The sequence below is a fragment of the Leptolyngbya sp. AS-A5 genome (assembly GCF_039962495.1).
In the GTDB taxonomy this organism is placed as follows: Bacteria; Cyanobacteriota; Cyanobacteriia; order Leptolyngbyales; family Leptolyngbyaceae; genus Leptolyngbya.
Genome location: NZ_JAMPLL010000012.1, coordinates 53,836 through 73,988 on the forward strand (window position 1 = coordinate 53,836; position 20,153 = coordinate 73,988).

General features: G+C 49.7%; 17 protein-coding genes. 8 read left to right on the forward strand and 9 right to left on the reverse strand.

Translation table 11 applies throughout. The annotated features are described in order from the left end of the window. The first annotated feature begins 45 nt into the window (after positions 1 to 45). The 3 genes from NC980_RS15050 to NC980_RS15060 all read left to right on the forward strand — a co-directional run bounded on the left by NC980_RS15050 (position 46) and on the right by NC980_RS15060 (position 3,886). Positions 46 to 1,257, forward strand: a complete 1,212-nt coding sequence (locus NC980_RS15050; protein WP_190379425.1) for a YdcF family protein — start codon at positions 46 to 48, stop codon at positions 1,255 to 1,257. A 112-nt stretch (positions 1,258 to 1,369) separates the two neighbouring features. Next, complete coding sequence (locus NC980_RS15055; protein WP_190379513.1) at positions 1,370 to 3,124, forward strand: ABC transporter ATP-binding protein; 1,755 nt, start codon at positions 1,370 to 1,372, stop codon at positions 3,122 to 3,124. Between the two features lie 165 nt (positions 3,125 to 3,289). Further along, positions 3,290 to 3,886: a hypothetical protein gene (locus NC980_RS15060; protein ID WP_190379426.1), complete on the forward strand. Its 597-nt coding sequence runs from the start codon at positions 3,290 to 3,292 to the stop codon at positions 3,884 to 3,886. A gap of 62 nt (positions 3,887 to 3,948) precedes the next feature. On the opposite strand, the gene NC980_RS15065 is transcribed toward NC980_RS15060, so the two are convergent. Then, complete coding sequence (locus tag NC980_RS15065) at positions 3,949 to 5,388, reverse strand: PP2C family protein-serine/threonine phosphatase (RefSeq protein ID WP_190379427.1); 1,440 nt, start codon at positions 5,386 to 5,388, stop codon at positions 3,949 to 3,951. Between the two features lie 264 nt (positions 5,389 to 5,652). Beyond that, entirely contained in the window at positions 5,653 to 7,161 is a 1,509-nt protein-coding gene (locus NC980_RS15070) for an NAD(P)/FAD-dependent oxidoreductase (RefSeq protein ID WP_190379428.1), read from the reverse strand. A gap of 528 nt (positions 7,162 to 7,689) precedes the next feature. Here NC980_RS15070 and pilM point away from each other — a divergent pair. From pilM to NC980_RS15090, 4 genes are read left to right on the forward strand one after another with little or no spacing between them, the layout of a single operon-like run. Continuing rightward, positions 7,690 to 8,778 (forward strand): type IV pilus assembly protein PilM, encoded by a 1,089-nt coding sequence (gene pilM, locus NC980_RS15075; protein WP_190379429.1) that lies wholly within the window; start codon positions 7,690 to 7,692, stop codon positions 8,776 to 8,778. After that, entirely contained in the window at positions 8,779 to 9,648 is an 870-nt protein-coding gene (locus tag NC980_RS15080) for a PilN domain-containing protein (protein ID WP_190379430.1), read from the forward strand. Further along, positions 9,645 to 10,520 carry a pilus assembly protein PilO gene (locus NC980_RS15085; protein WP_190379431.1) on the forward strand — a complete coding sequence of 292 codons (876 nt, stop codon included), beginning with the start codon at positions 9,645 to 9,647 and terminating at the stop codon, positions 10,518 to 10,520. The genes NC980_RS15080 and NC980_RS15085 overlap by 4 nt, the downstream gene beginning before the upstream one ends. A 37-nt stretch (positions 10,521 to 10,557) precedes the next feature. Further along, entirely contained in the window at positions 10,558 to 12,834 is a 2,277-nt protein-coding gene (locus tag NC980_RS15090; RefSeq protein ID WP_190379432.1) for an AMIN domain-containing protein, read from the forward strand. 198 nt (positions 12,835 to 13,032) lie between these two features. Here NC980_RS15090 and NC980_RS15095 read toward each other — a convergent pair whose 3' ends face one another. Both NC980_RS15095 and NC980_RS15100 read right to left on the reverse strand, forming a co-directional pair. Then, complete coding sequence (locus NC980_RS15095) at positions 13,033 to 13,485, reverse strand: type II toxin-antitoxin system VapC family toxin (RefSeq protein ID WP_190379514.1); 453 nt, start codon at positions 13,483 to 13,485, stop codon at positions 13,033 to 13,035. Then, positions 13,458 to 13,739 carry a hypothetical protein gene (locus tag NC980_RS15100; RefSeq protein WP_190379433.1) on the reverse strand — a complete coding sequence of 94 codons (282 nt, stop codon included), beginning with the start codon at positions 13,737 to 13,739 and terminating at the stop codon, positions 13,458 to 13,460. The genes NC980_RS15095 and NC980_RS15100 overlap by 28 nt, the downstream gene beginning before the upstream one ends. Before the next feature lie 235 nt (positions 13,740 to 13,974). On the opposite strand from NC980_RS15100, the gene NC980_RS15105 reads away from it, so the two are divergent. Further along, positions 13,975 to 14,610 carry a phosphoribosylanthranilate isomerase gene (locus tag NC980_RS15105; protein ID WP_190379434.1) on the forward strand — a complete coding sequence of 212 codons (636 nt, stop codon included), beginning with the start codon at positions 13,975 to 13,977 and terminating at the stop codon, positions 14,608 to 14,610. Here the strand turns inward: NC980_RS15105 and folE are convergent. The 5 genes from folE to NC980_RS15130 form a co-directional block, all read right to left on the reverse strand. Next, on the reverse strand, positions 14,592 to 15,272 hold the full coding sequence (folE, locus tag NC980_RS15110) for a GTP cyclohydrolase I FolE (protein ID WP_190379435.1): 681 nt from the start codon (positions 15,270 to 15,272) through the stop codon (positions 14,592 to 14,594). The two genes, NC980_RS15105 and folE, sit on opposite strands and share 19 nt — an antisense overlap. Positions 15,273 to 15,326: 54 nt before the next feature. After that, positions 15,327 to 16,049: an SDR family oxidoreductase gene (locus tag NC980_RS15115; protein WP_190379436.1), complete on the reverse strand. Its 723-nt coding sequence runs from the start codon at positions 16,047 to 16,049 to the stop codon at positions 15,327 to 15,329. A gap of 230 nt (positions 16,050 to 16,279) precedes the next feature. Next, complete coding sequence (locus NC980_RS15120; protein ID WP_190379437.1) at positions 16,280 to 17,275, reverse strand: acetyl-CoA carboxylase carboxyltransferase subunit alpha; 996 nt, start codon at positions 17,273 to 17,275, stop codon at positions 16,280 to 16,282. 177 nt (positions 17,276 to 17,452) lie between these two features. After that, entirely contained in the window at positions 17,453 to 19,315 is a 1,863-nt protein-coding gene (locus NC980_RS15125; RefSeq protein ID WP_190379438.1) for a glycosyltransferase family 39 protein, read from the reverse strand. Between the two features lie 32 nt (positions 19,316 to 19,347). Then, positions 19,348 to 20,073 carry a glycosyltransferase family 2 protein gene (locus NC980_RS15130; RefSeq protein WP_190379439.1) on the reverse strand — a complete coding sequence of 242 codons (726 nt, stop codon included), beginning with the start codon at positions 20,071 to 20,073 and terminating at the stop codon, positions 19,348 to 19,350. Positions 20,074 to 20,153 lie beyond the last annotated feature (80 nt).

Consider the following 20,153-nt stretch of genomic DNA (forward strand, 5'->3'; position numbering starts at 1 on the left):
TATTTAGGGGTGAGGAGGAGTAGCGCGATATAAGGGATTGAATAGATGATTCTATTAGTCACTGATGTATTTGTTTTATTGACTCAGGTATTACTCTGGGTCGTGGTGGGTCTATTTGCCTGGTATGTTCTCTTACGGGTGCTACCCAGACCCTTTCTCGGTGGATTGGTGCTGCTGCTGCTAGTGGGCGTAGCAGCATTCACGTTTTATCGGGGTTCGCCCCAAGAAGGGCTAGTTGGCGATATTTTTCGGATTATTGCGATTCCGTTTAGTCCCCTCGGAATTATCCTAATTTTGCTCCTAGTCGCATTTTCAGAACTGCTGCGGGGTGGAAAATTATCGAGAACCGGATTAGTCTTGCTGCGAATTGCGATTCCAGCCTTGTTAATTCTGAGTATTCCAGCCGTGTCGTATTTTCTGGCACAACGCGCCGAAGCTGAAGCGATCGACATTGCCCGCCCTGCTGCCACTGCCGCCCTACCACCGGGAGCGCGGCGCGTCATCGTTGCCCTAGCGCAGGATACGACTCAACTGCAAGTTCGACCGCGATCGCAACCCGTTCCAGCAGCTCCGGCTCCTCCTACTCCGGGCTTGTTTCCGCCGCCTGCCCAGATTCCTGCGGGCGCATTTCCAGTCCTCGCCGATCAGCCCGTGCAACTGACCGAGCGCGGCGATATTTTGACTTATACAAATCAGGTCTATCGAGAAGAGCGAGGACGCGGAACTGATCCGATCGTCATCGTCAGCGCCGGGAGCCGACCGGAGCGGGTGCGTAAAGCTGGAGAAACCAACGATGATGTTTCAGAAGCCGCAGATGCGCGGCGATTTCTGCAAGGATTGGGGGTTCCGGCAGAAGATATTATTGCCGACCCCAACAGCCCAACGGTTCAAAATAGCGCTGTGAATGTGCGTGAGCAGCTGCGGCGTAGAGGTATCAATTTCGGCAATCAGTTGGTGTTAATTAGTTCTGCGATCGAGATGAATCGAGCAGCCTTGACGTTTAATCGCGAGTTCAATAGCAATAACGTGCCGCTCACGGTGATTCCCCGTCCAACGAATTTCTTTACGCTGCCGCCGCGAGAAGCATTCCGAGGTCGGGCGCAAGGGCGGGATGTGGTCGAGCGCAATTTGCAGATTGCCGATCTGTTACCCAGTATTGATGCGCTATCGCTCAGTTCTAAAGTGATTAACGAGTATCTGACTTCTATCTACTATTTCTTACGAGGTTGGATTCGTCCGGTTCGGACGACGCTCTAAACGCTCCAAAGGCTGAAAGCTAGGGGGAGAGGCGAAAGCTTCTCCTTTTTTCTCGTGGAATTTGCTTTTTTATTCGCGCTACCATGAGAAAGTTTCGATGGTAGGTAGAATCATGGCGCGATCGCGTTCCCCGCTGCAAAAACTAGGGTCATATCTTCGCCCACACTGGCGGGATGCAACTTTAGGAGTTTTGGCGCTGTTGGTGGTGAATGCGATCGGGATTTATATTCCGCTCCAGATTCGCGATGCTGTCGATAAACTCGGTGTTGCCTTCAGCGTGAACCAGATCTTGTTTTACGCTGTGCTGATCCTGGTGCTGGCATCGGTGATGTGGGCAGTGCGAATGGCATCCCGAATTCTGCTATTCGGTGTCGGTCGTCAGGTTGAGTTTGACCTGAAGCAAAAGATTTTTAATCACCTCCTAAAGTTAGAACCCGCATACTTTGCAGCGAATACCGTTGGTGATTTAATTAACCGTGCTACTAGTGATGTCGATAACATTCGTCGTCTTTTAGGTTTTGCGGTTCTCAGTTTGGCAAATACACTATTCGCGTATGCGTTAACGCTGCCTGCAATGGTTACAATCAACGCTAAGTTGAGTTTATTAGCGCTTTCGGTGTATCCGTTTATGTTGCTCTTGGTCAGTTTGTTTAGTAACAGACTGCGATCGCAACAGTTAACCGTCCAGGAAGAACTCTCGACGCTGAGCGAACTGGTGCAGGAAGACATGAGCGGCATCGCTCTGATTAAAATTTACGGTCAGGAAGAAAACGAGCGCCGCGCATTCCGGGAATACAATCGATCGCTGTTGAATGCCAATCTCAAACTGGCACTGACCCGGACTACGTTATTCCCAATTTTGCAGGCGATCTCGTATGGCAGTGCATTAATTTTGCTGTGGTTTGGGGGTGGGTTAATCTCGCGGGGCGAAATCACGGTTGGAGATTTTATTGCGCTGTTGATTTTCGTCGAGCGATTGGCGTTTCCGACTGCACTCCTTGGATTTACGATTACGGCATATCAGCGCGGAGAAGTGAGTATCGATCGTATCGAAGCCATTCTCTCGGTTGAACCCACGATTAAAGATGCTTCAGATGCGATTCCCTTACCGTTAGCGCAAGTAAAAGGAAAGCTAAGCGCTCAGGATTTAACCTTTCGCTATCCCGGCGTGTCTCGTCCTAATTTGAATCAGATTAATTTTGTAATTTCTCCAGGTGAAACGGTTGCGATCGTTGGTGCGATCGGTTCCGGTAAATCAACTTTAGCGAACGCATTACCGCGACTGTTAGACATCTCACCAAATCAGCTATTTGTAGACGGATACGACATTACTCAACTGCGATTAGAAGACTTACGTGGCGCGATCGCTTACGTGCCCCAAGAAAGCTTCCTATTCAGCACCACGATCCGCAATAACATTCGATACGGTAAGCCAATGGCGGATCAGTCTGAGGTCGAACTTGCCTCGAAAATTGCTCAAATTCACGGCGAAGTGCTGAACTTTCCGCAGCAGTACGACACGATCGTTGGAGAGCGCGGCATTACCTTATCCGGCGGACAACGCCAGCGAACAGCCTTGGCGCGGGCGCTTTTAGTCGATAGCCCAATTCTGATTTTGGACGATGCGTTATCGAGCGTGGACAATCAGACTGCGACGCGGATTTTAAGAAACCTCTCTGAAGGAACCGTTCGCAAAACGGTGGTATTCATTTCGCACCAACTTTCCGCCGCAGCAATGGCAGATCGCATCTTTGTGATGGATCAAGGGCGCATTGTGCAGATCGGCACTCACCTTGAACTGATTAACCAAGCCGGACTGTATCGATCGCTCTGGGAACAAAACAAACTAGAAGAAGCATTGAAATAGCTCTATCAGTGGATAGACGCTTTTGATACTGCCGTTCCCTTCTCTGGACAGAGTGATATCGCGATAGGCTTCGGTTAATTTGGTCACATCAGAGCATCTACCGAAATTTTTATCACACCCCTGATCGCTGAGCGATCGACAAAATTACTTAAAGGAAAATTCAAAATGGCGAATACAAATCCTGGTGATCAACACGATCGCACAAATTATACTGGCTCAAATTCTAACGAAACTCCCGGCGTTCAACCGAATCCAGAAAGCTATGGTAGTGGTTATGTACATGGTCAAACGGTCGAACGGCGACGCTACGAAGCTACCCAGCAAACCAGAGACGAAAACAACAGTGCAACTGGTTTCTTGATTGGCATTTTGCTCACAGGATTAGTCTTAGGTGGTGCTGCACTGGCGTATTTTGCAACTCAGCGCAATCAGACTCCTGTTCAACGCACAATCGTCGTTCCCTCTGCGGCACCTTCCCCGTCCCCCTCTCCCGAAGTGAAAGAACGAGTCATCGAGCGCGATCGCATTGTGCCTGTACCGCAACCGCAGCAAAGTTCACCGACTGTCATTCCCGCTCCAAACATAAAAATTGAGGCTCCGAAACCCGTCGCTCCAGCCCCTCAAACCGCGCCTGCGGCACCGAGCAGCGGTTCACAGAAGGAGTCTCCGGCGATCGAACAACCCCGATCCGCAGAACCTTCTCCGTCTCCTGAAGCCAGCCCCAATTCAAATAGTTCAGAATCCAACAATTCCGGTCAATAAAATTCCGGTCAACAAATTGAAAGCCCACGGTTTCTAGCCGTGGGCTTTCAATTTGTTGACCGTTACGGTCGTCCCTCTTCCACAACCTTCACCCGCATCACCACTAATGTCATATCATCCGAATTCGGATTGCCTATGCCGATAAACTGCTGCACACAATCAAACAAATACTTCAAAATCTGCTGCGGATCGTCATAATGCTGACACGCCCAACGAAACGCGCTCACCAGATTGTCTTCCTCGAATCGCTGCCCGTACTGATTTGCCGCATCGGTAAAGCCATCGGTGTAATAAATAATCGTATCTCCCGGCTCTAGTTGCATTTGGGCATCCTGGTACTGGGTTTCAGCATCTAAGCCGATCAGCATTCCATGTGTATCGAGGCGCTTAATCGTACTCGTTGCTGCTTGCCACAGAAGCGGCGGATTATGCGCGGCATTGCTGTACGACAATAAGCGAGTCTTCGGCTCGTACTCCGAGTAAAACAGCGTCACAAACCGATTTGAGTTTTCCAAATCGGCATACATCACCTGATTCAGATGCTGCAAAATCCGTGCGGGAGAGTGACCGTTTAGCACCTCAGCTCGTAGCATCCCACGTGTCATTGTCATGATCAGCCCGGCGGGAACCCCCTTCCCCATCACATCGCCGATCGTCACACTCCATTTTCCGCCCGAATTACTCAGGTTCGCTTGGCGCGTCTGCCCATAATCCGCCGGGATAAAGTCGTAATAATCGCCCCCGACGCGATTGGCAGTTTTACACAGCGCTGCGAGTTCAATGCCATCGATCGCCGGGCATTGACGCGGCAGCAAGCGAAGCTGAATATCGGCTCCAATTTCGAGTTCGCGATCGAGGCGTTCTTTTTTCTTCAGTTCGACCGTGAGTTCATCATTCTCGATCGCCACTGCGGTTTGATCCGCCACGAGTCGGACTAATTTTTGCCGCGTTTCTGTCCAAGCGTAATCTTGCTCTCGACTAAAGACATAGAGTCGACCGCGTTCATTGTTTCTTACCAGAATCCCGGTACCAAAGATTTGAATATTCCCACCTAAGTTGCGGGCGATCTGGTGATCGAGCATTGCCACCATTTGCGACGATCGAGAAACTGCCTCATTCGCGGGTAATCCGGTTAGCGAAGCCGTCATCTGCCGCGTTGCAATCTCTAATCCTTTGCGTAATTCCTGACCCCACATGGCATCCTGACAGTGCAGGCGCTCTAATTTCACCTGCCCATTGGGGCGGAACAAAATGAGCGCTCCACCGTCGGCATCTGTAACCCGACTTGCCATCAGCGGAATCAGTTCCAGAAATTGATTGAGATTGCTGAAGCTACGGAGTGCGAAACCGAGCGAACTCAGTAAATCCTGAATTTTATGCTGCTCCCGATTCAGACGTGCCACCAGTTCCTTCAGGGCAAACACTGGGGTCATGTCAGGGGAGCCTGAGTTGTTGCGCTCAGGCGGTTGAGAAGAGGGACGAGGAAGGGGCACAGCGGTCATTCGGGCGATTTTAGTAAGAGAGATAGAGCAGAGCGTGGGAGAGAAAACTGAGAGTGAGAACTAATGTTAGCGAAGATTGTCGCAAGTCGCAGCAGTCGATCGGAGTTTGATCGATCTCAAACTGCTGGGATTGTAGCCCTGGTTCATGAACGTGATCGAACTGAATCCGAACGGTTGGGACTGATTATACACAGTTCCTCGATTTAGCGTATGAATGGTTTCTAGAACTTTCGTCTATTCTGCGGTTTGCTGTGAATAATGCCTCTATGCTCGAATCTGTTTTAGCAACTCCAAGTGCTTGCCAAGGGGCGCGATCGTATTCGCCGCAATCATGCCACTCGCCGCCACCGCAGGCAATCCAATGCCCGGAAACGTTGAATCTCCACAGCAAAGCAATCTTGAAATTGGGGTCACTGCACCCGGAAATAATCCGTCCGTTGCGCGAATGGCGGCTCCATACGTTCCGCGATGTCGCCGCAGATAGCGCTCGTGGGTGAGCGGGGTTCCGATTAGGGTGAGTTCAGTGCGCGATTGAATATCCGGTATTACTCGTTCTAAAGCGTTCCACATCACTGCTGAACGCTGTTGTTTCAGTTGCTCGTAATCGTCGCACTGCTGCCAAATGGCGTAAGGCTCATTGCCGGGAGTATAAACGTGAATCGCGTGTTTTCCAGGCGGTGCAAGTGACGGATCAAGCAGTGACGGAATCGAAATCAGCACTACATTCTGAGGTGCAGTAATGCCTAAGTTCCAATCATTCACCACAATATGATGACAGGCGATCACGTCTAATCCTTGGGCATCAATTCCCAAATGCAGGTGCATAAAACTCTCACAGGTCGGAGTCGCTTGCCGTTCAGCCTGGAATCGTTTCGGAAAGTTATCAACCAGTTTGAGCGTGTCCCAGATCGAAGCGTTAGAAACGACATAGCGCGATCGCAGTTCTTCCCCGTTTCGCAATCGCACTCCGATGGCTTTTTGATTTTCAACTAATACTTTTTCGACATGAGCATTTAGTCTGAGTTGCCCACCCTGTTTTTCTAAGCCGCGAACGAGTGCATCGACGATCGCGCCACTTCCGCCTTTTGGATAGTCTAATTTCGCGTCCGGGTGATACCAATCGGCAAACATAAACGCCACTTCAGCCGCATTCGTGCTATCAGCAGGCAATCCTGACAATAGAAAGCACAAGAGATCTAACCAATTGCGAATGAATGGATCAGTGATGACTTGATTCATCACAGGCGCAAATGCTCCCGTAAGTTTAGATAAGCTGATCGCCTTTCCCAGCATCGACGGTAAAAACTGCCCGACGCTCAAAACTGCGCCCAAATCGTAGCGTACCGCAGCAGGCGGAAGCGCGATCGCTGCTTTCGACAAAGGAGCCATAATCTCTTGTAATCGTCTCCATTCAGCAACGGCGCTTTCTCCGCGTAATCGCTGCAATACGTCGCAGAATTGGGAAGCTCCGACTTGCGTATCAAAAGTACCTTCCGGCAAACAACAGCCCCAAGTCTCGTAGTTGAGCCATTCAACGTCTTCGCCGATCGCGTCGAGAACTTGCCGCAAAGGATTCGGAGACGGACTGTAAGACATTCCCGAATACAGCGAAGGCCCCGAATCAAATTTAAACCCCTTGCGCTCAAAACTCTGTGCCGCTCCCCCTGCGATCGCGTGACTTTCACACACCAAAACTTTGAATCCATACCGCGCCAAAATCGCTGCACAGCTTAAACCACCAATCCCGCTACCAATCACAACCACATCAATCATCGTGCTCTCTGCTATTCCACAACTCTCTTCTTCTCACGATCGACGGCAAAAGCCAAACAAGAAAATCTACTCTCCACTCCCCACAAAATTAGTCGTGCCATTTTTAAAATCGCGTGTAGTATGCAGAAATAGATGTGCTATTTCTTACATCGAGCGCGCTGCTATAGCGCGACCGAATGAAACAAATTGCCTCTAAAAGATTGGAATTGTAGTCGAAATAATTAAATCAAATAAAGCAATCCAGAGTGATTTCTATTTAGATTCGCTCAATTTTTAATTTCTGAAATTGCTCTATGGCAGGGGCTTCAGGATTTTCTTAACTTTTTTGAATCAAGTTGTGTATTCTTGCAAAAAAACTGGGCAGTCTAAGTTCGTTACACCAGAGATTGATTCTCTCAATTTTGATCAAAGTAGCTGTTTTCTCTGCTGCTTTACGTGTGATTACTAGGCTCTCTCAACCCAAGCAAGACTGCAATTTCCGATTGCAGAAAACCTGTCACTCATTCATTCATAGCAGGCTAACGAACAGTGGTTAACGTCAAGAGTTTATTCTCAAAAAAATCAAGGGGGGTTGGCATTGAGTTAGCCGCCGATCGCCTCAATCTTGCGGTACTCCGCAAACAGGGTCAAGGCTATCGGCTCAGCACTTATGCCACGGTTCCCGTTCCTGAAGGTGTGTTTCACGAAGGGCAAATTACCGATCCGCCCGCGATGGCAGAGATTATTCAATCTGCGTTAGCCGAACACAAAATTAAAGTTAAACAAGTCGCAACGGCGGTTCCTGGCGGACGAGACACAGTGACCCGGATCATCCCGGTTCCGGCAGAACTCGACGATCGCGAACTGCGCGAAATGGTACTGAATCAAGAAGCCGGATTGTATCTGCCGTTTCCGCGTGAGGAAGCCGATGTTGATTATCAAAAGCTGGGTCTGTTTGTGGATGAGGATGGCATTGAGAAAGTGCAGGTTCTTCTAGTTGCTACCCGCAAGGAAGTCACCAATACCTACCTCGATACCTTTCAGCAGGCGGGATTGAAGGTGGACATTCTAGAAGTCAGCAGTTTTTCTCTGATTCGGACGATTCGAGAGCAGCTCAGACAGTTCGCACCGCAAGAAGCTGTGGCACTCGTTGATATTCAATTTGAAAATACCGAAATTTCGATCACCGTTGATGGTGTTCCTCAGTTTTCGCGCACGGTTCCGATTGGAACCTATCAGATTCAGTCAGCTCTTTCTAGAGCGATGAACCTGCCACCGTCGCGCAATATCGACTTATTGCAAGGCATGACGATTCCTGTAACGGAGTCGAATCGTTCCGGTGGCAATCCAGGGGCAACCGCAATGTTGCGGGTACTGGGAGAACTGAGCGACGAACTGCGGCGATCGGTGGACTTCTACCTGAATCAAGGTGAAAACCTGGAAGTGGCTCAAGTGATGCTGGCAGGTCCCGGAGCCGCGATCGGGCAGTTAGACGAGTTTTTTACTCAACGGTTGAGCCTGCCTTGCAGCTTAGTTGATCCGGTGTCTGCCTTGTCGCTGGGTGCAGAAGACATTCCAGCAAATTTGCGACCCGGTTTGGGTGTTGTACTCGGTTTAGGGTTGCGGGAGGCCTGGTAAATGTACAGTTTAGATATTAATTTCCTCAACGATCGATCAGAGAGTAAGCCCGATAAGGGGCGAGGCAATCGGCCCCAAGCGACCGTCTCAGCCGACGATCGTCGCCCCTTACTCTTAGGCGTTGCAGCGATGGTCTTTTTCCCGGTGCTGGCAGGATCGCTTTTCGGGATTCTCACTCTGCGAAATGGCGATCTAGAGCGGCAGCAAGCCGATCTCGATGTGCAGCTTGGCACCCTCGAAGCCGAGAAGAAGAATCTATCCAAGGTCAGGGAAGAGACAAAGCAAGCGACCGAAGAAGCACAAGCCCTGGCGACGGTGTTTAACCAAATTAAGCCGTGGTCAGCGATGACGCAGGATATTCGCGATCGCTTACCGAAGAGCGTTCAGATTGCCTCGGTTGCCCAGATCGCTCCCGCACAAGGCGCTGCACCGACTCCCGCAGCAGGCGCAACTCCACCCGTTTCGTCCCGCATTGAAATCAAAGGCATTGCCAATTCATTCAATGATGTCAACGATTTTATGCTGACGCTTCAGCAGTCGAACTTCTTAAGAGCCGATCAAACCAAAGTGGTTAGTGCAGAGCTAGGAGAAGAGAAAGCGCTGCAAATCCCTGAATTTCCGGGAGTCAAGCGAGAAATGGGTGAATTCAAGCCGCCTCGCCTACCGCGCAAAGTATCTTTCACGATCGCGACAGCCATCAACGATGTGCCTGCTTCGGAACTGATCCGGGAACTCGATCGTAAAGGTGCAGTGGGTCTGGTGACGCGGATCGAAGCCTTAAAGCAGCGCGGCGTGATTTCGGCTACTTCAGCGAAGCCTGCCTCACCGACTCCCGCAGCAACTCAAACGGACGGAGCGAAAAAACCATGACGGCTGACTTTATTCCTGATTCAGACTTTGAGAGTACCCCGACTTATCCCACTGCGTTTGGCATTACCTTTACGCCCATGATCAGCGGGGTTGTGCTGGGGGTGATGGGTCTGCTCGGCGCAGGTACGATCGTCTCTTATCTCGTGATGCCTGCTTGGGAAGCCAATCAAGCCTTGGATGCCAAGGTAAAAGAAAAAACCCAGCAGCTTCAGCAACAAGGAGAGATTCGCAAGCAAATTCAAGAGGCTAAAAACCAGCTAGAGCAAGCAAAACAAAAGCGCGATCAGGTCTATAGCCTGTTTGCGAGCGAAAAGACGCTAAACACGCTGTTGTTTGACCTCAACCAACTGATTGAGCGCAACAATGCAGGCTTATTGGCGGCAAGAAACACCAAGCTCAATGCTTGTCCGGTTTATGTGCAGCAGTTATTTTCAACGCCTGGGGGTGCCCAAGAATTCCAAGACCGCTTTGGGCAACTGGTGGCAGAAGCAAAGCTACGGCGCTTTAAGCCTGACGAGAAGGGAGCGGCGGTGATCAGCGATAGTTCACTGGGTGCCCCGATCGATAACAAGCTGAAGCGCCAAACGATCGATGTTGAAATTCGCGGCAATTTCAACCAAACGCAGTCGATTTTTAGAACGATTGAGCGTCTGCAACCTTTGCTGCTGGTGCGAAACCTATCGGTCAAAGTGGCAGATAACAAGGTGTCTGAAGGCTTGTACGAGATTCAGCCCGACGGCACGATTCGCTATCTGACGAACTGCCAACCGGACAATCAAATCACCACGACGTTTCAGATGGATGCGCTGATGCCACTAACTGAAGTCGAACGCAAAGCAGCACAAGCTGCCGCGCAACCCCCGAAACCATAGCCATAGTTCCTGATTCCCCCAAGGAGGAGTGTATCCCGTGAAAGAGCTTCGATTTCTCAGCTTAGCGACTGCTGCGACCCTAGCGCTAGTCAGCCATCCGCCCGCTTCGGCAAATCCTACTCAGGTTACGAATGTCATGGTCAACCCGAATGGTTCTGGCTTTGATGTGGTGCTGCAAACTCAGGGCGAGAAGCCTCCCCAGGTGTTTAATGTCAATCGCGGCAATACCTGGAATGCGTATGTGTTCAACGCTCAGATCGCACAGCCATACCGTCAGAACAATCCGGCACCGGGCATTGCTCAAGTCTCGGTCACGCCATCGGGTGCAAACGGAGTGCAGGTGTCAGTAGTGGGCACGAATGCAGCGCCGATCGGACAGATTGCTAGCCGCAATGCTCAGGGTGTAATTTTCAACGTCGCGGGCGCAGGTGGTGGTACGCCAAATGCCGCCGTTCCGGTGAATGTTCCGCCTGCTGGGAGCAAGATGGCTCAAGCGGTTCCAGCCCAAGCGACTCCTTCAGCTCCTCTGCCGACGACTCCGGTAGCTCAAGCGATGCCGAACTCGACGACTCCGATCGCTCCGTTTGTACCGAGCGCTCAAGTGCCGAACCAGGGACAGCCGACGGTTCCAGTGGCTCCGGTGCCTCCCTTGCAGCGTCGAGCCGTTGCGCCTCCCGTTGGTGACATTTCAGTTTCTCAGTCCGATGCGTCACCTTCTACGATCGACCTCGGCACGAATGAACGAATTCCCCGCTTAGTGTTAAGAAACGCCCCGGTGAGAGAGGTTCTATCGCTGTTAGCAAGAGCAGCAAGACTAAATCTAGCTTACAGCGAAGCATCAGACGGTCAACAGTCACAAGGATCAACTCCAGAAGCAAAGCCGAACGGCCCAACCATTTCGCTAGACATTGAAAATGAGTCTGTGCAAGATGTATTCAACTATGTTCTAAGAGTAACTTGTGTTCCGATTTCTGCTACTACCAGTAGCAGTAGCAGCAGTGGTAGCGCTCAGTGTGCAAGTTTGGAAGCAACGCGGTCAGGGAAAACCATCTTTGTGGGTACAAGGCTTCCCAATGCAGCAAGAGGAATTATTGTGAGAAGTGTGAGGCTCAATCAAGCTCCTGTTGCAACTGCTCTGAATGTCTTGGTTGGTTTAGGTGCTGAAAGCGCAAACAACCCGACGCAACGAGTTACCAGCGTAAGTTCTGCGGCACAAATTGGAAGCCAAAACAGCAATCAGCAGAACACCCAGCAGAATAATAATTCAACGGTGAGCGATACCGAGCTAAAAGCGCAGCGGATTGAGTTTCAGGATTCGGTACCATTGCTTCGTGGTTTACAGGCGTTAGGGGATGAGCGAACAAATACCATCACATTGATTGGAACGCCAAAACAAGTTGATTTAGCAGTAAATCAACTTGTTCTCGCTGATGTGCGTCGTCGCATGGTTGCCGTCAATGTCAGAGTGGTTGATGTGAACCTAGCCGGACTTAGCCAAATTGGAACAAGCTTCTCTTTTGGGCTTGGAAATAATCAATTTGTCAATAGTAACGGGATTGCGGTATTCAACTTTGGTACGCGCACCCCTGGAGAGGCGTTTGGACTATTTTCTACCCCAGGTCAAGGCAACGTCGGAACTGGAATTGCACCGATAACGAATGGTATTCCTGTCGTTAACTTTGCCCGGAACTTTTTAGCTCAACTTCAAGGAGCAGTTTCCAATGGCAACGCCAAAATTTTGACTGATCCAACGCTCGTAGTTCAAGAGGGACAAACAGCAACGGTCAACCTGATTCAAGAGGTTGTCACGAATTTCACTCAGCAAACTACGTTTGGCACAGGCGCGTCTCAATCTACCATCACGGTTGAAAAGAAACCCGCAGGTTTAATCCTGCCAGTCAAGGTTGATCGGATTGATGATAATGGTTTCATCTCCCTCTCTATTGCGCCAAGCATCTCTCAACCAGATGGTGCCCAGGTCATCAACATCAACGGCTCAACAAATTCAATTATCTTGCTGTCAGAGCGGAGGTTAGATTCAGGACAAATTCGCTTGAGAGATGGACAAACGCTTGTCTTATCTGGAATCATCCAGGATCAGGATCGTGTTAGTACAACTAAAGTTCCGATTCTAGGTGACATTCCTTTGTTGGGGGCGTTGTTTCGCAGAACAGACAGATCGAACCAACGTCGCGAAGTGATCGTTCTCGTGACTCCTCAAATTATGGATGACAGCGATCAATCAACATTCGGTTACGGCTATGTTCCTGGTCGTGAAACTCGCCAATTCTTGCAGCAGCAAGAGAATCGCTAACGCAAACCCAATCCGAATCTACACTGCCAGAGTTCTTGATGAATTCTGGCTTTTTTATTGCAACTGTTGGGATAAACGATCGTGATGAGCGCTGCGATCGCGAATCTGGGAGAGAAATTATTGCGATACCCTTGAGATCGAATATGCCGGAGATATTCCTGCCAATTTCAATAGAGTTTCTCTGAATACTGGCTTATTTCATACCACTGTTCGAGGATCAATCACAGTGATGTGAGGGACGATCGCAAACTCACGCGGATTCAGTGTAAGCAGATGATCAACGCTGTGTGCCAACATGACAGCAATAAGGCGAATATCATGCGCCCTCTTGCCTTGAATCTTGTTGTCACCGATTAGCTGCAACCAGATTGGAAAAATTTCCGGTCGATCTTCAAGTAGAGTGAAGCCATTGAGTAGCTGAACAATCTGACTGTATGTTTGGTCAGCACTCCACCCCAATCCATTCACGCTCACAGGACGAGTTGCCACTACCCAAAACTCGATAAGAACTTGTGCAGTAAGAACGGGTTGATTTCCTTGCAACGCTAAGTTGGAAATTGCATTAACTGTGAGAGTGTGCTGAGGATCGAGCGGATTAGACAGTCGCAGGGCTATGTTTGTATCTAATAAATCTCGAGTCGTTCGCCGCAGTCGAGTCCCCGATCTCCATAAATGCTTTCGCGATCATAGGCCTCATCTGGTAAAATTACCCCAGTTTTCGGAAGCTGTGCAGCCCATTCCCGAAAGCTTTTCGTCCATTCCTCCGGAGTAACCGCATCCCAAGATTGCAGGACTGCTTGCGGTGTCACAACCTTAATCTTGATTAAAGCAATGAAGCGCTCAACTTGCTTTAACTGCTCTTCGTTTAGCTTGTCGATTTCTTGTTTGACTTTTTCTTTCAGCATGGCTTTGTAGAACTCTGTTTCTTCATCGTATGCGATCGCTCATCCGCACTCAGATTGATATCCTCATAGAGCAACGCGATCGAGAAAGTCAAATCCACACTCGTTAGCTCAATCTCATCCCCTTGACTGTAAGAGGATTGGCAACCATACAAAGCTTTCTAATTCAGATGGACTTACTCTAGCGGCTTCCACTTCTTGATACGCTATCGTTTGAGGAAACACAACAATTCTAACGATGGGCTTACAAGTCAAAATTTGCGGCATTACTAAAGCAGACCAAGCGATCGCAATCGAACAATCCGGAGCAACCGCGATCGGCTTTATCTGCGTTCCAGGAACTCCTCGCTACATTGAAGCCACTAACATTCAAGTCATTACTAACTATCTATCTGTTGATCGAGTGGGAGTGTTTTTAGATGCTGCGATCGACACCATTCAAGAAACTATCAAAGTTGCAAACTTGAATGTAGTACAACTCCACGGCAAAGAAACCCCGGAATTTTGTCAAAAAGTCCGATCGCTCAATGTCAAACTGATCAAAGCATTACGGATTCGATCGCAAGCAGACTTAGAACAATCGATCGACTATCAATCTCATGTCGATGTGCTACTACTCGATGCGTATCACCCCACCCAAGCAGGCGGAACAGGATTAACGATCGATTGGACAATGCTGAAAGCATTTCGCCCCACCTGTGATTGGTGGTTAGCAGGCGGACTGAATCCGCACAATGTCTCCGAAGCTCTCAGCTTAGTCTCACCTGATGGCATTGACTTATCGAGCGGATTAGAAAACGCCCCAGGCGATAAAAACCTGGAGCGCGTTCAACTGCTATTCAACCAACTAAAGACTTACCAGAACGAAGGCTGATGACGAATCAAGTTCAGATACTCCTCGCGAGTCTTCTGATCATCCTGAAACACACCTACCATCGCACTTGTCACCGTCCAAGATCCAGGCTTCTGCACCCCACGCATCACCATGCACATATGCGAAGCTTCCATCACGACTGCCACACCACGCGGTTGAAGCACTTCTTGGAGTGCCTCTGCAACCTGACGAGTGAGACGCTCTTGCACCTGTAACCGTCGCGAATACATTTCCACAATCCGCGCCAGCTTACTCAAGCCCACAACCTTCTCATTTGGAATATAGGCAACGTGCGCCCGTCCCATAAATGGCAGCATATGATGTTCGCACAAGCTGAAGAAGTTGATGTCACGCACCAACACCATTTCATTGTGCCCTTCATCAAAGATTGCACCGTTGACCAGATCCTCAAGCGATTGGTTATAGCCACTGGTTAAGAACCGCATCGCGTCGGCAACCCGCTTCGGAGTTTTCAGCAAGCCTTCGCGCTCGGGGTCTTCGCCCACCCCGATCAGCATCGTCCGCACCGCCTCCATCATCTCCTCATGGGTTCTCTCATCGCTCGGCGGTGTCACCTTCACTTCTTGCCCGTTCTGCGTGTTGCGATCGGGTCTCGATTCTAAATTCTTGGCGCTAAATCCATTCGGAGGGGCAATAGTCATGATTGTTGCAAAATAAGTGTGCAATAAAAAAAGCGTTCAACCAGCAAACTTGTCTTAGAACGTTCCGGCATTTGGCATGAGAATCATCTCTTCTACCACTGCGCGATCGTTCATGGTTGCAGCCTGCAAAATCGCGTCTGCCACAATGTCTGGAGTTAACATTGCCGAGCGATCGAAGTCTGCGTTCACCGTTTCGGTATCCCAAATGCCGGTATTGACCGACCCCGGTGACAGGGTTACTACTCGAATTCCGTGTGAGCGCTCCTCAGCCGCCAGAGTTTTCGAGAGTGCTAATATCCCAAACTTGCTGACGCAGTACGCGCCCCAATCGGGAAAGGCTTGATGTGCGGCGATCGAGGCAATGTTGATAATCGTGCCGCGTTTTTGGCTTCGCATTCCGGGTAGAACCGCTTGAATGCACTGAAAAACACTGGTGAGATTGAGGTCAATCACGCGCTGCCAATCGTCTAGCGGCATCTCTGCGAGTCCGCCCGTGTATGCCATGCCTGCGCTGTTAACTAGAATGTCGATGCCGACCTGAGAAACTAGGGCTTCGATTGCAGGTCGCACTGCACTGACATTCGCTAAATCCAACGCATAAGTTTTGGCATCGACACCGAGCGATCGAGCTTCTTGCGCGACAGCATCTAATTTAGATTGAGAACGGCTTACCAGGACAAGGTTGATGCCTGCTTTTGCAAAAGCAAGGGCGGTGGCTTGTCCGATTCCACTGCTTGCCCCGGTAATCAAGGCGCGTCGATCGAGGGAGGAGGTCATGAATCCTCAGTCAAAAAACTTAATAGGGTTGAAAAATCGAAAAATACGGCTACCTTCGGTCAGTCACGATTGAGCGTAGCGGTGCAAAACGGCGATCATGTGCTGGAGCGAAGAACCGAGGGAAACTTGAGTCAGCAAGGTATCAGATGAGCAAGATTTTACAATTCGTTACGTTCTTACTCATTATATCGTGCAGCGGCGCGAATTTGAGTGACCCGCACCGCTGATTTCTACACATGAGTCGGCAATCCCGCTTCGGTAAATACGCCAATATTACGAAACTTCTGATAACGTAGCTCTCGCCGCTGAGTTGGCGTGAATTGATCTAGCTCGTTGAGATTTCGTAGAATTGCTGCTTTTAATGTTTCTGCGGCTTCTAATGGATCGTTGTGTGCGCCGCCGATCGGCTCAAGCAAGACCTCATCCGCAATTCCCATTTCCTTTAAGTCAGGGGCAGTAATCTTCAAGGCTTCTGCGGCTTGTGCAGCTTTCGACGCATCCCGCCATAAGATCGTTGCACAGGTTTCCGGGGGGGCAACGCTGTAGACGGCGTGTTCAAACATTAAGAGCCGTTCTCCAACTCCGATCGCCAAAGCGCCTCCTGATCCACCTTCACCGATGACGCTGCAAATGATCGGCACTTCAAACCCAAACATTTCGCGCAGATTGTAGGCGATCGCTTCTCCCTGCCCGAACTGTTCCGCTTCGAGTCCTGCCCACGCCGCAGGCGTATCGATAAACGTGAGAATCGGCATTCCGAAGCGATCGGCGTGTTCCATCAGCCGAATGGCTTTACGGTATCCACTCGGCGATGCCTGCCCAAAGTTGCGCTGAATATTGTCTTTAGTATTTCGCCCTTTTTGCTGACCGAGCATGACAACCGGACGACCTTCAATCCGCCCGACTCCGCCTACCACTGCCGGATCATCATGTCCGCCTCGATCTCCATGTAACTCCATCCATTCATCGCTAATGGCTTGAATGTAATCAAGCGTACTGGGTCTGCGAGGGTGGCGCGCAACCTGCAGCCGCTGTCCGGGAGTCAACCCGCTAAAAATTTCTTTACGAAGCTCAATCGCACGTTCTTCAAGCAGCGCGATCTGATCAGATAAATCGACTTCGTTTTCCTCAGCGAGTTCTCGAACTTGAGTAATGCGGGCTTCGAGTTCAGCGAGAGGTTTTTCAAAATCGAGCAGAATTGGACGACGATCAGCGGAATTTGGCATCGAGCACCACTCCTAAAATTGAGGAGATGTGATTTTCCCTGTTCTAGATTAGCGGATTGCTGTCCTTAACCACTAGCGATCGGCGAAAAACTACGGAATGACTTTGACGATTAAAGGCGGCGATCGTTCTTCTCGTTCTCAAGTCCGGCAAAAACGCCGCAATTGATCCGCTGCCGTCTAAGAACGTGGCACAATCCTGGCTTCAACGGTAAGGACAGAAGCAAAATCTGGTGCAGTGACGTTTTTGGCAAACAGCGAGAAAGTAATCCGGTAAGTCCCCGCTCGCTCAGGGAAATTGATCACCCCGATCGCAGTCGCTGTCTTACCAGGGAGCGGCTGCCCCGATACATATAACTGCTGCTGGCGAACTTGCTGGTTGTTATCATCAAACATCGTCACCAAAACCTGTGCTGCTCCAGTATTGACGGCACCCGTTTCATAGCTAAACCACGGCGACGTGCCTGTATTTTGCACTGTCGCGGTTAGCTGCGTCGTTGTTCCGGCTGGAACTGTCAATTGTGCAGGAAGCACCCGCTGGTCTTGGTCGCGAACCTGTAGCACCTTGCCAGAAAAGCCCGCTGCATAGCCAGGTCCCTGGGTTGGGCGAGTCAAACGATAGATAATATTCTGGAAGCTTCGCTCGATCTGAGTGTCTTGAAGCTGCCACAAGCGCGAGGTTGAGCCGAGAGCATTTGACTGCACATCGACCGAAATTGGAATTGCATCCCAATACGGCTCAGCAAATACCCCGACAACCTGGGCAAACACAGAAAATGCCACCAGTGCGGCAAAAATAGCGGACTTCCAGTGAACAAGACTGCGACCCAGTTGAGCGGATTGCCTGACATATTGCGCGATCGTATAGTTCAACATCAGGCACAGAACGGGCATGAAGTCCGTCATAAAACGCGGACCATAGCTCCATCCAGCCCACCAAACCCTAAAAAAGCAGTACTGCACAAAGGTCACGCAACAGCTTAGGAACAGCAAAATGATTAATTTTTCGTCTTTCTGTTTCCAGCGCTGCACAATTTGAATAAATCCCGGAATGCACATCACCACAATTGGCGTGTAGACGAACAAGCCACGACTGGGGCTAAACAGTAACCCAACAAATGAAGTGATAAATTGGTTCAGGCTGTAGTCGTAGAGGCCAGGTCCCACCATTTGATAACCCCCGCCTGGAACTCGAAAATAATAGAGGTTCCAAGCCAGACTAATCAATGCAGTGGGCAGTCCAAGAACAAGAAAGATGACGCGCCGCCGATATGCGAATAGCGAATAAATCGCAATCATCAGCACAAAGATAATATTTGTCGGGCGAACTGTTAGGGACAATCCGCAGAGCAGTCCTGCATTGAGAATTAAAAGATTTTTCGTACGATCGTGAGCACGATTAGCCTGCCACAAACAAAGAATGCATCCTATCAGTAATAAATTAGAAACGCCATGCTGCCACAGGGATTGGGAGCTAATCGCCCAAGTTTCGGTGGCAAAAGCAAAAATAAACGTTGAAATCAGCGCGATCGATCTCTCAACCTTCAGCCGACTGAGCCGATAAAACAGCACGACAGATAGCGAGGCGAGAAGTGCGGCTGCAATTCGCTCAGATAAGATTCGCAACCCCCCAAAACTGGCGCTGGTAATGTCTATTGCGCTCCCCTGTGGATGAAATATCAGCAGCAACAAATAAAAGCAAAAGTAAATAGGGAAGCTAACGATCGCAGACCCGATCGGATACACAGAATTGAGATAACCACTAGAACTTTCATTAAAGAAGTGAGGTAATGGACGCACTGCGGTCGCAGCATCCCCTGCATAAAAGATGCCGTTTCTAAAGTTATCAAAATCGAGCCTGCCGTTGAATAGCCAATTAAACGCCAAGAGCGAATTCGGAATGGAGTCTCCTGAAGTGATATTTTGACCACTGGCAAAATAAGTCACTGCACAACTGAAGAAGATCACCCAACTCTCGATCGCTCCCTTTTGATTCAGTAGAGATTTGAATCGATTAAACAGATGGATAGAAGAGATGTTCATACTTCACAGCAAAATTAACAAGTGCGATCGACTCAGGATGACAAGAGGTTGTATTTCAAGATGCAATAAATTGCCCGAAATCCATCTCTCCAGCCAATTTTCTTGCCTTCTTTGTACGTCCGACCATAATAGGAAATTCCCACCTCGTAAATGCGGCATCCCATCCTGGCAACTTTGGCGGTAATCTCTGGCTCAAACCCAAATCGGTTTTCTTCAATTCGCACCGACTGAATCACTTCACGTCGAAACGCTTTGTAGCACGTCTCCATGTCCGTTAGATTGATATTCGTCAGCATGTTGGACAGGGTAGTCAGAAATTTGTTGCCGACCATATGCCAGTAGTACACGACGCGATGGGGCTGATTGCCGACGAAGCGAGACCCAAACACAACATCAGCTCGACCCTCTGCGATCGGCTTAATCAGCAACGGAAACTCTTGTGGGTCGTACTCTAAATCGGCATCTTGCACGATCGCAATATCGCCGGTAATTGCTGCAAACCCAGTTCGCAAGGCGGCTCCCTTGCCGCGGTTGGTCGAATGATAAAGTACCTGATCGACTTGCGGTTCGAGCCTCGATCGTAAGAGTTCGGTCGTGCCATCGGTCGAGCAATCATCAACCACGATGATTTCTAGGTTCGGAACCGGAGCGGCTTTTACCGTCCGAATTACTGTTTCGATCGTCCCCAGCTCGTTGTAGCAGGGAATCACAACCGATAACTTGACATTGGACAACCTAGTTTCTTCAATGGCTTGCATCTGTCAGGCAGTAAAGGTAGAAGTTTTCGGACAGCGACAGTATATCGCATTGCCTTTGAATAATTAGCAAATAAAAACCT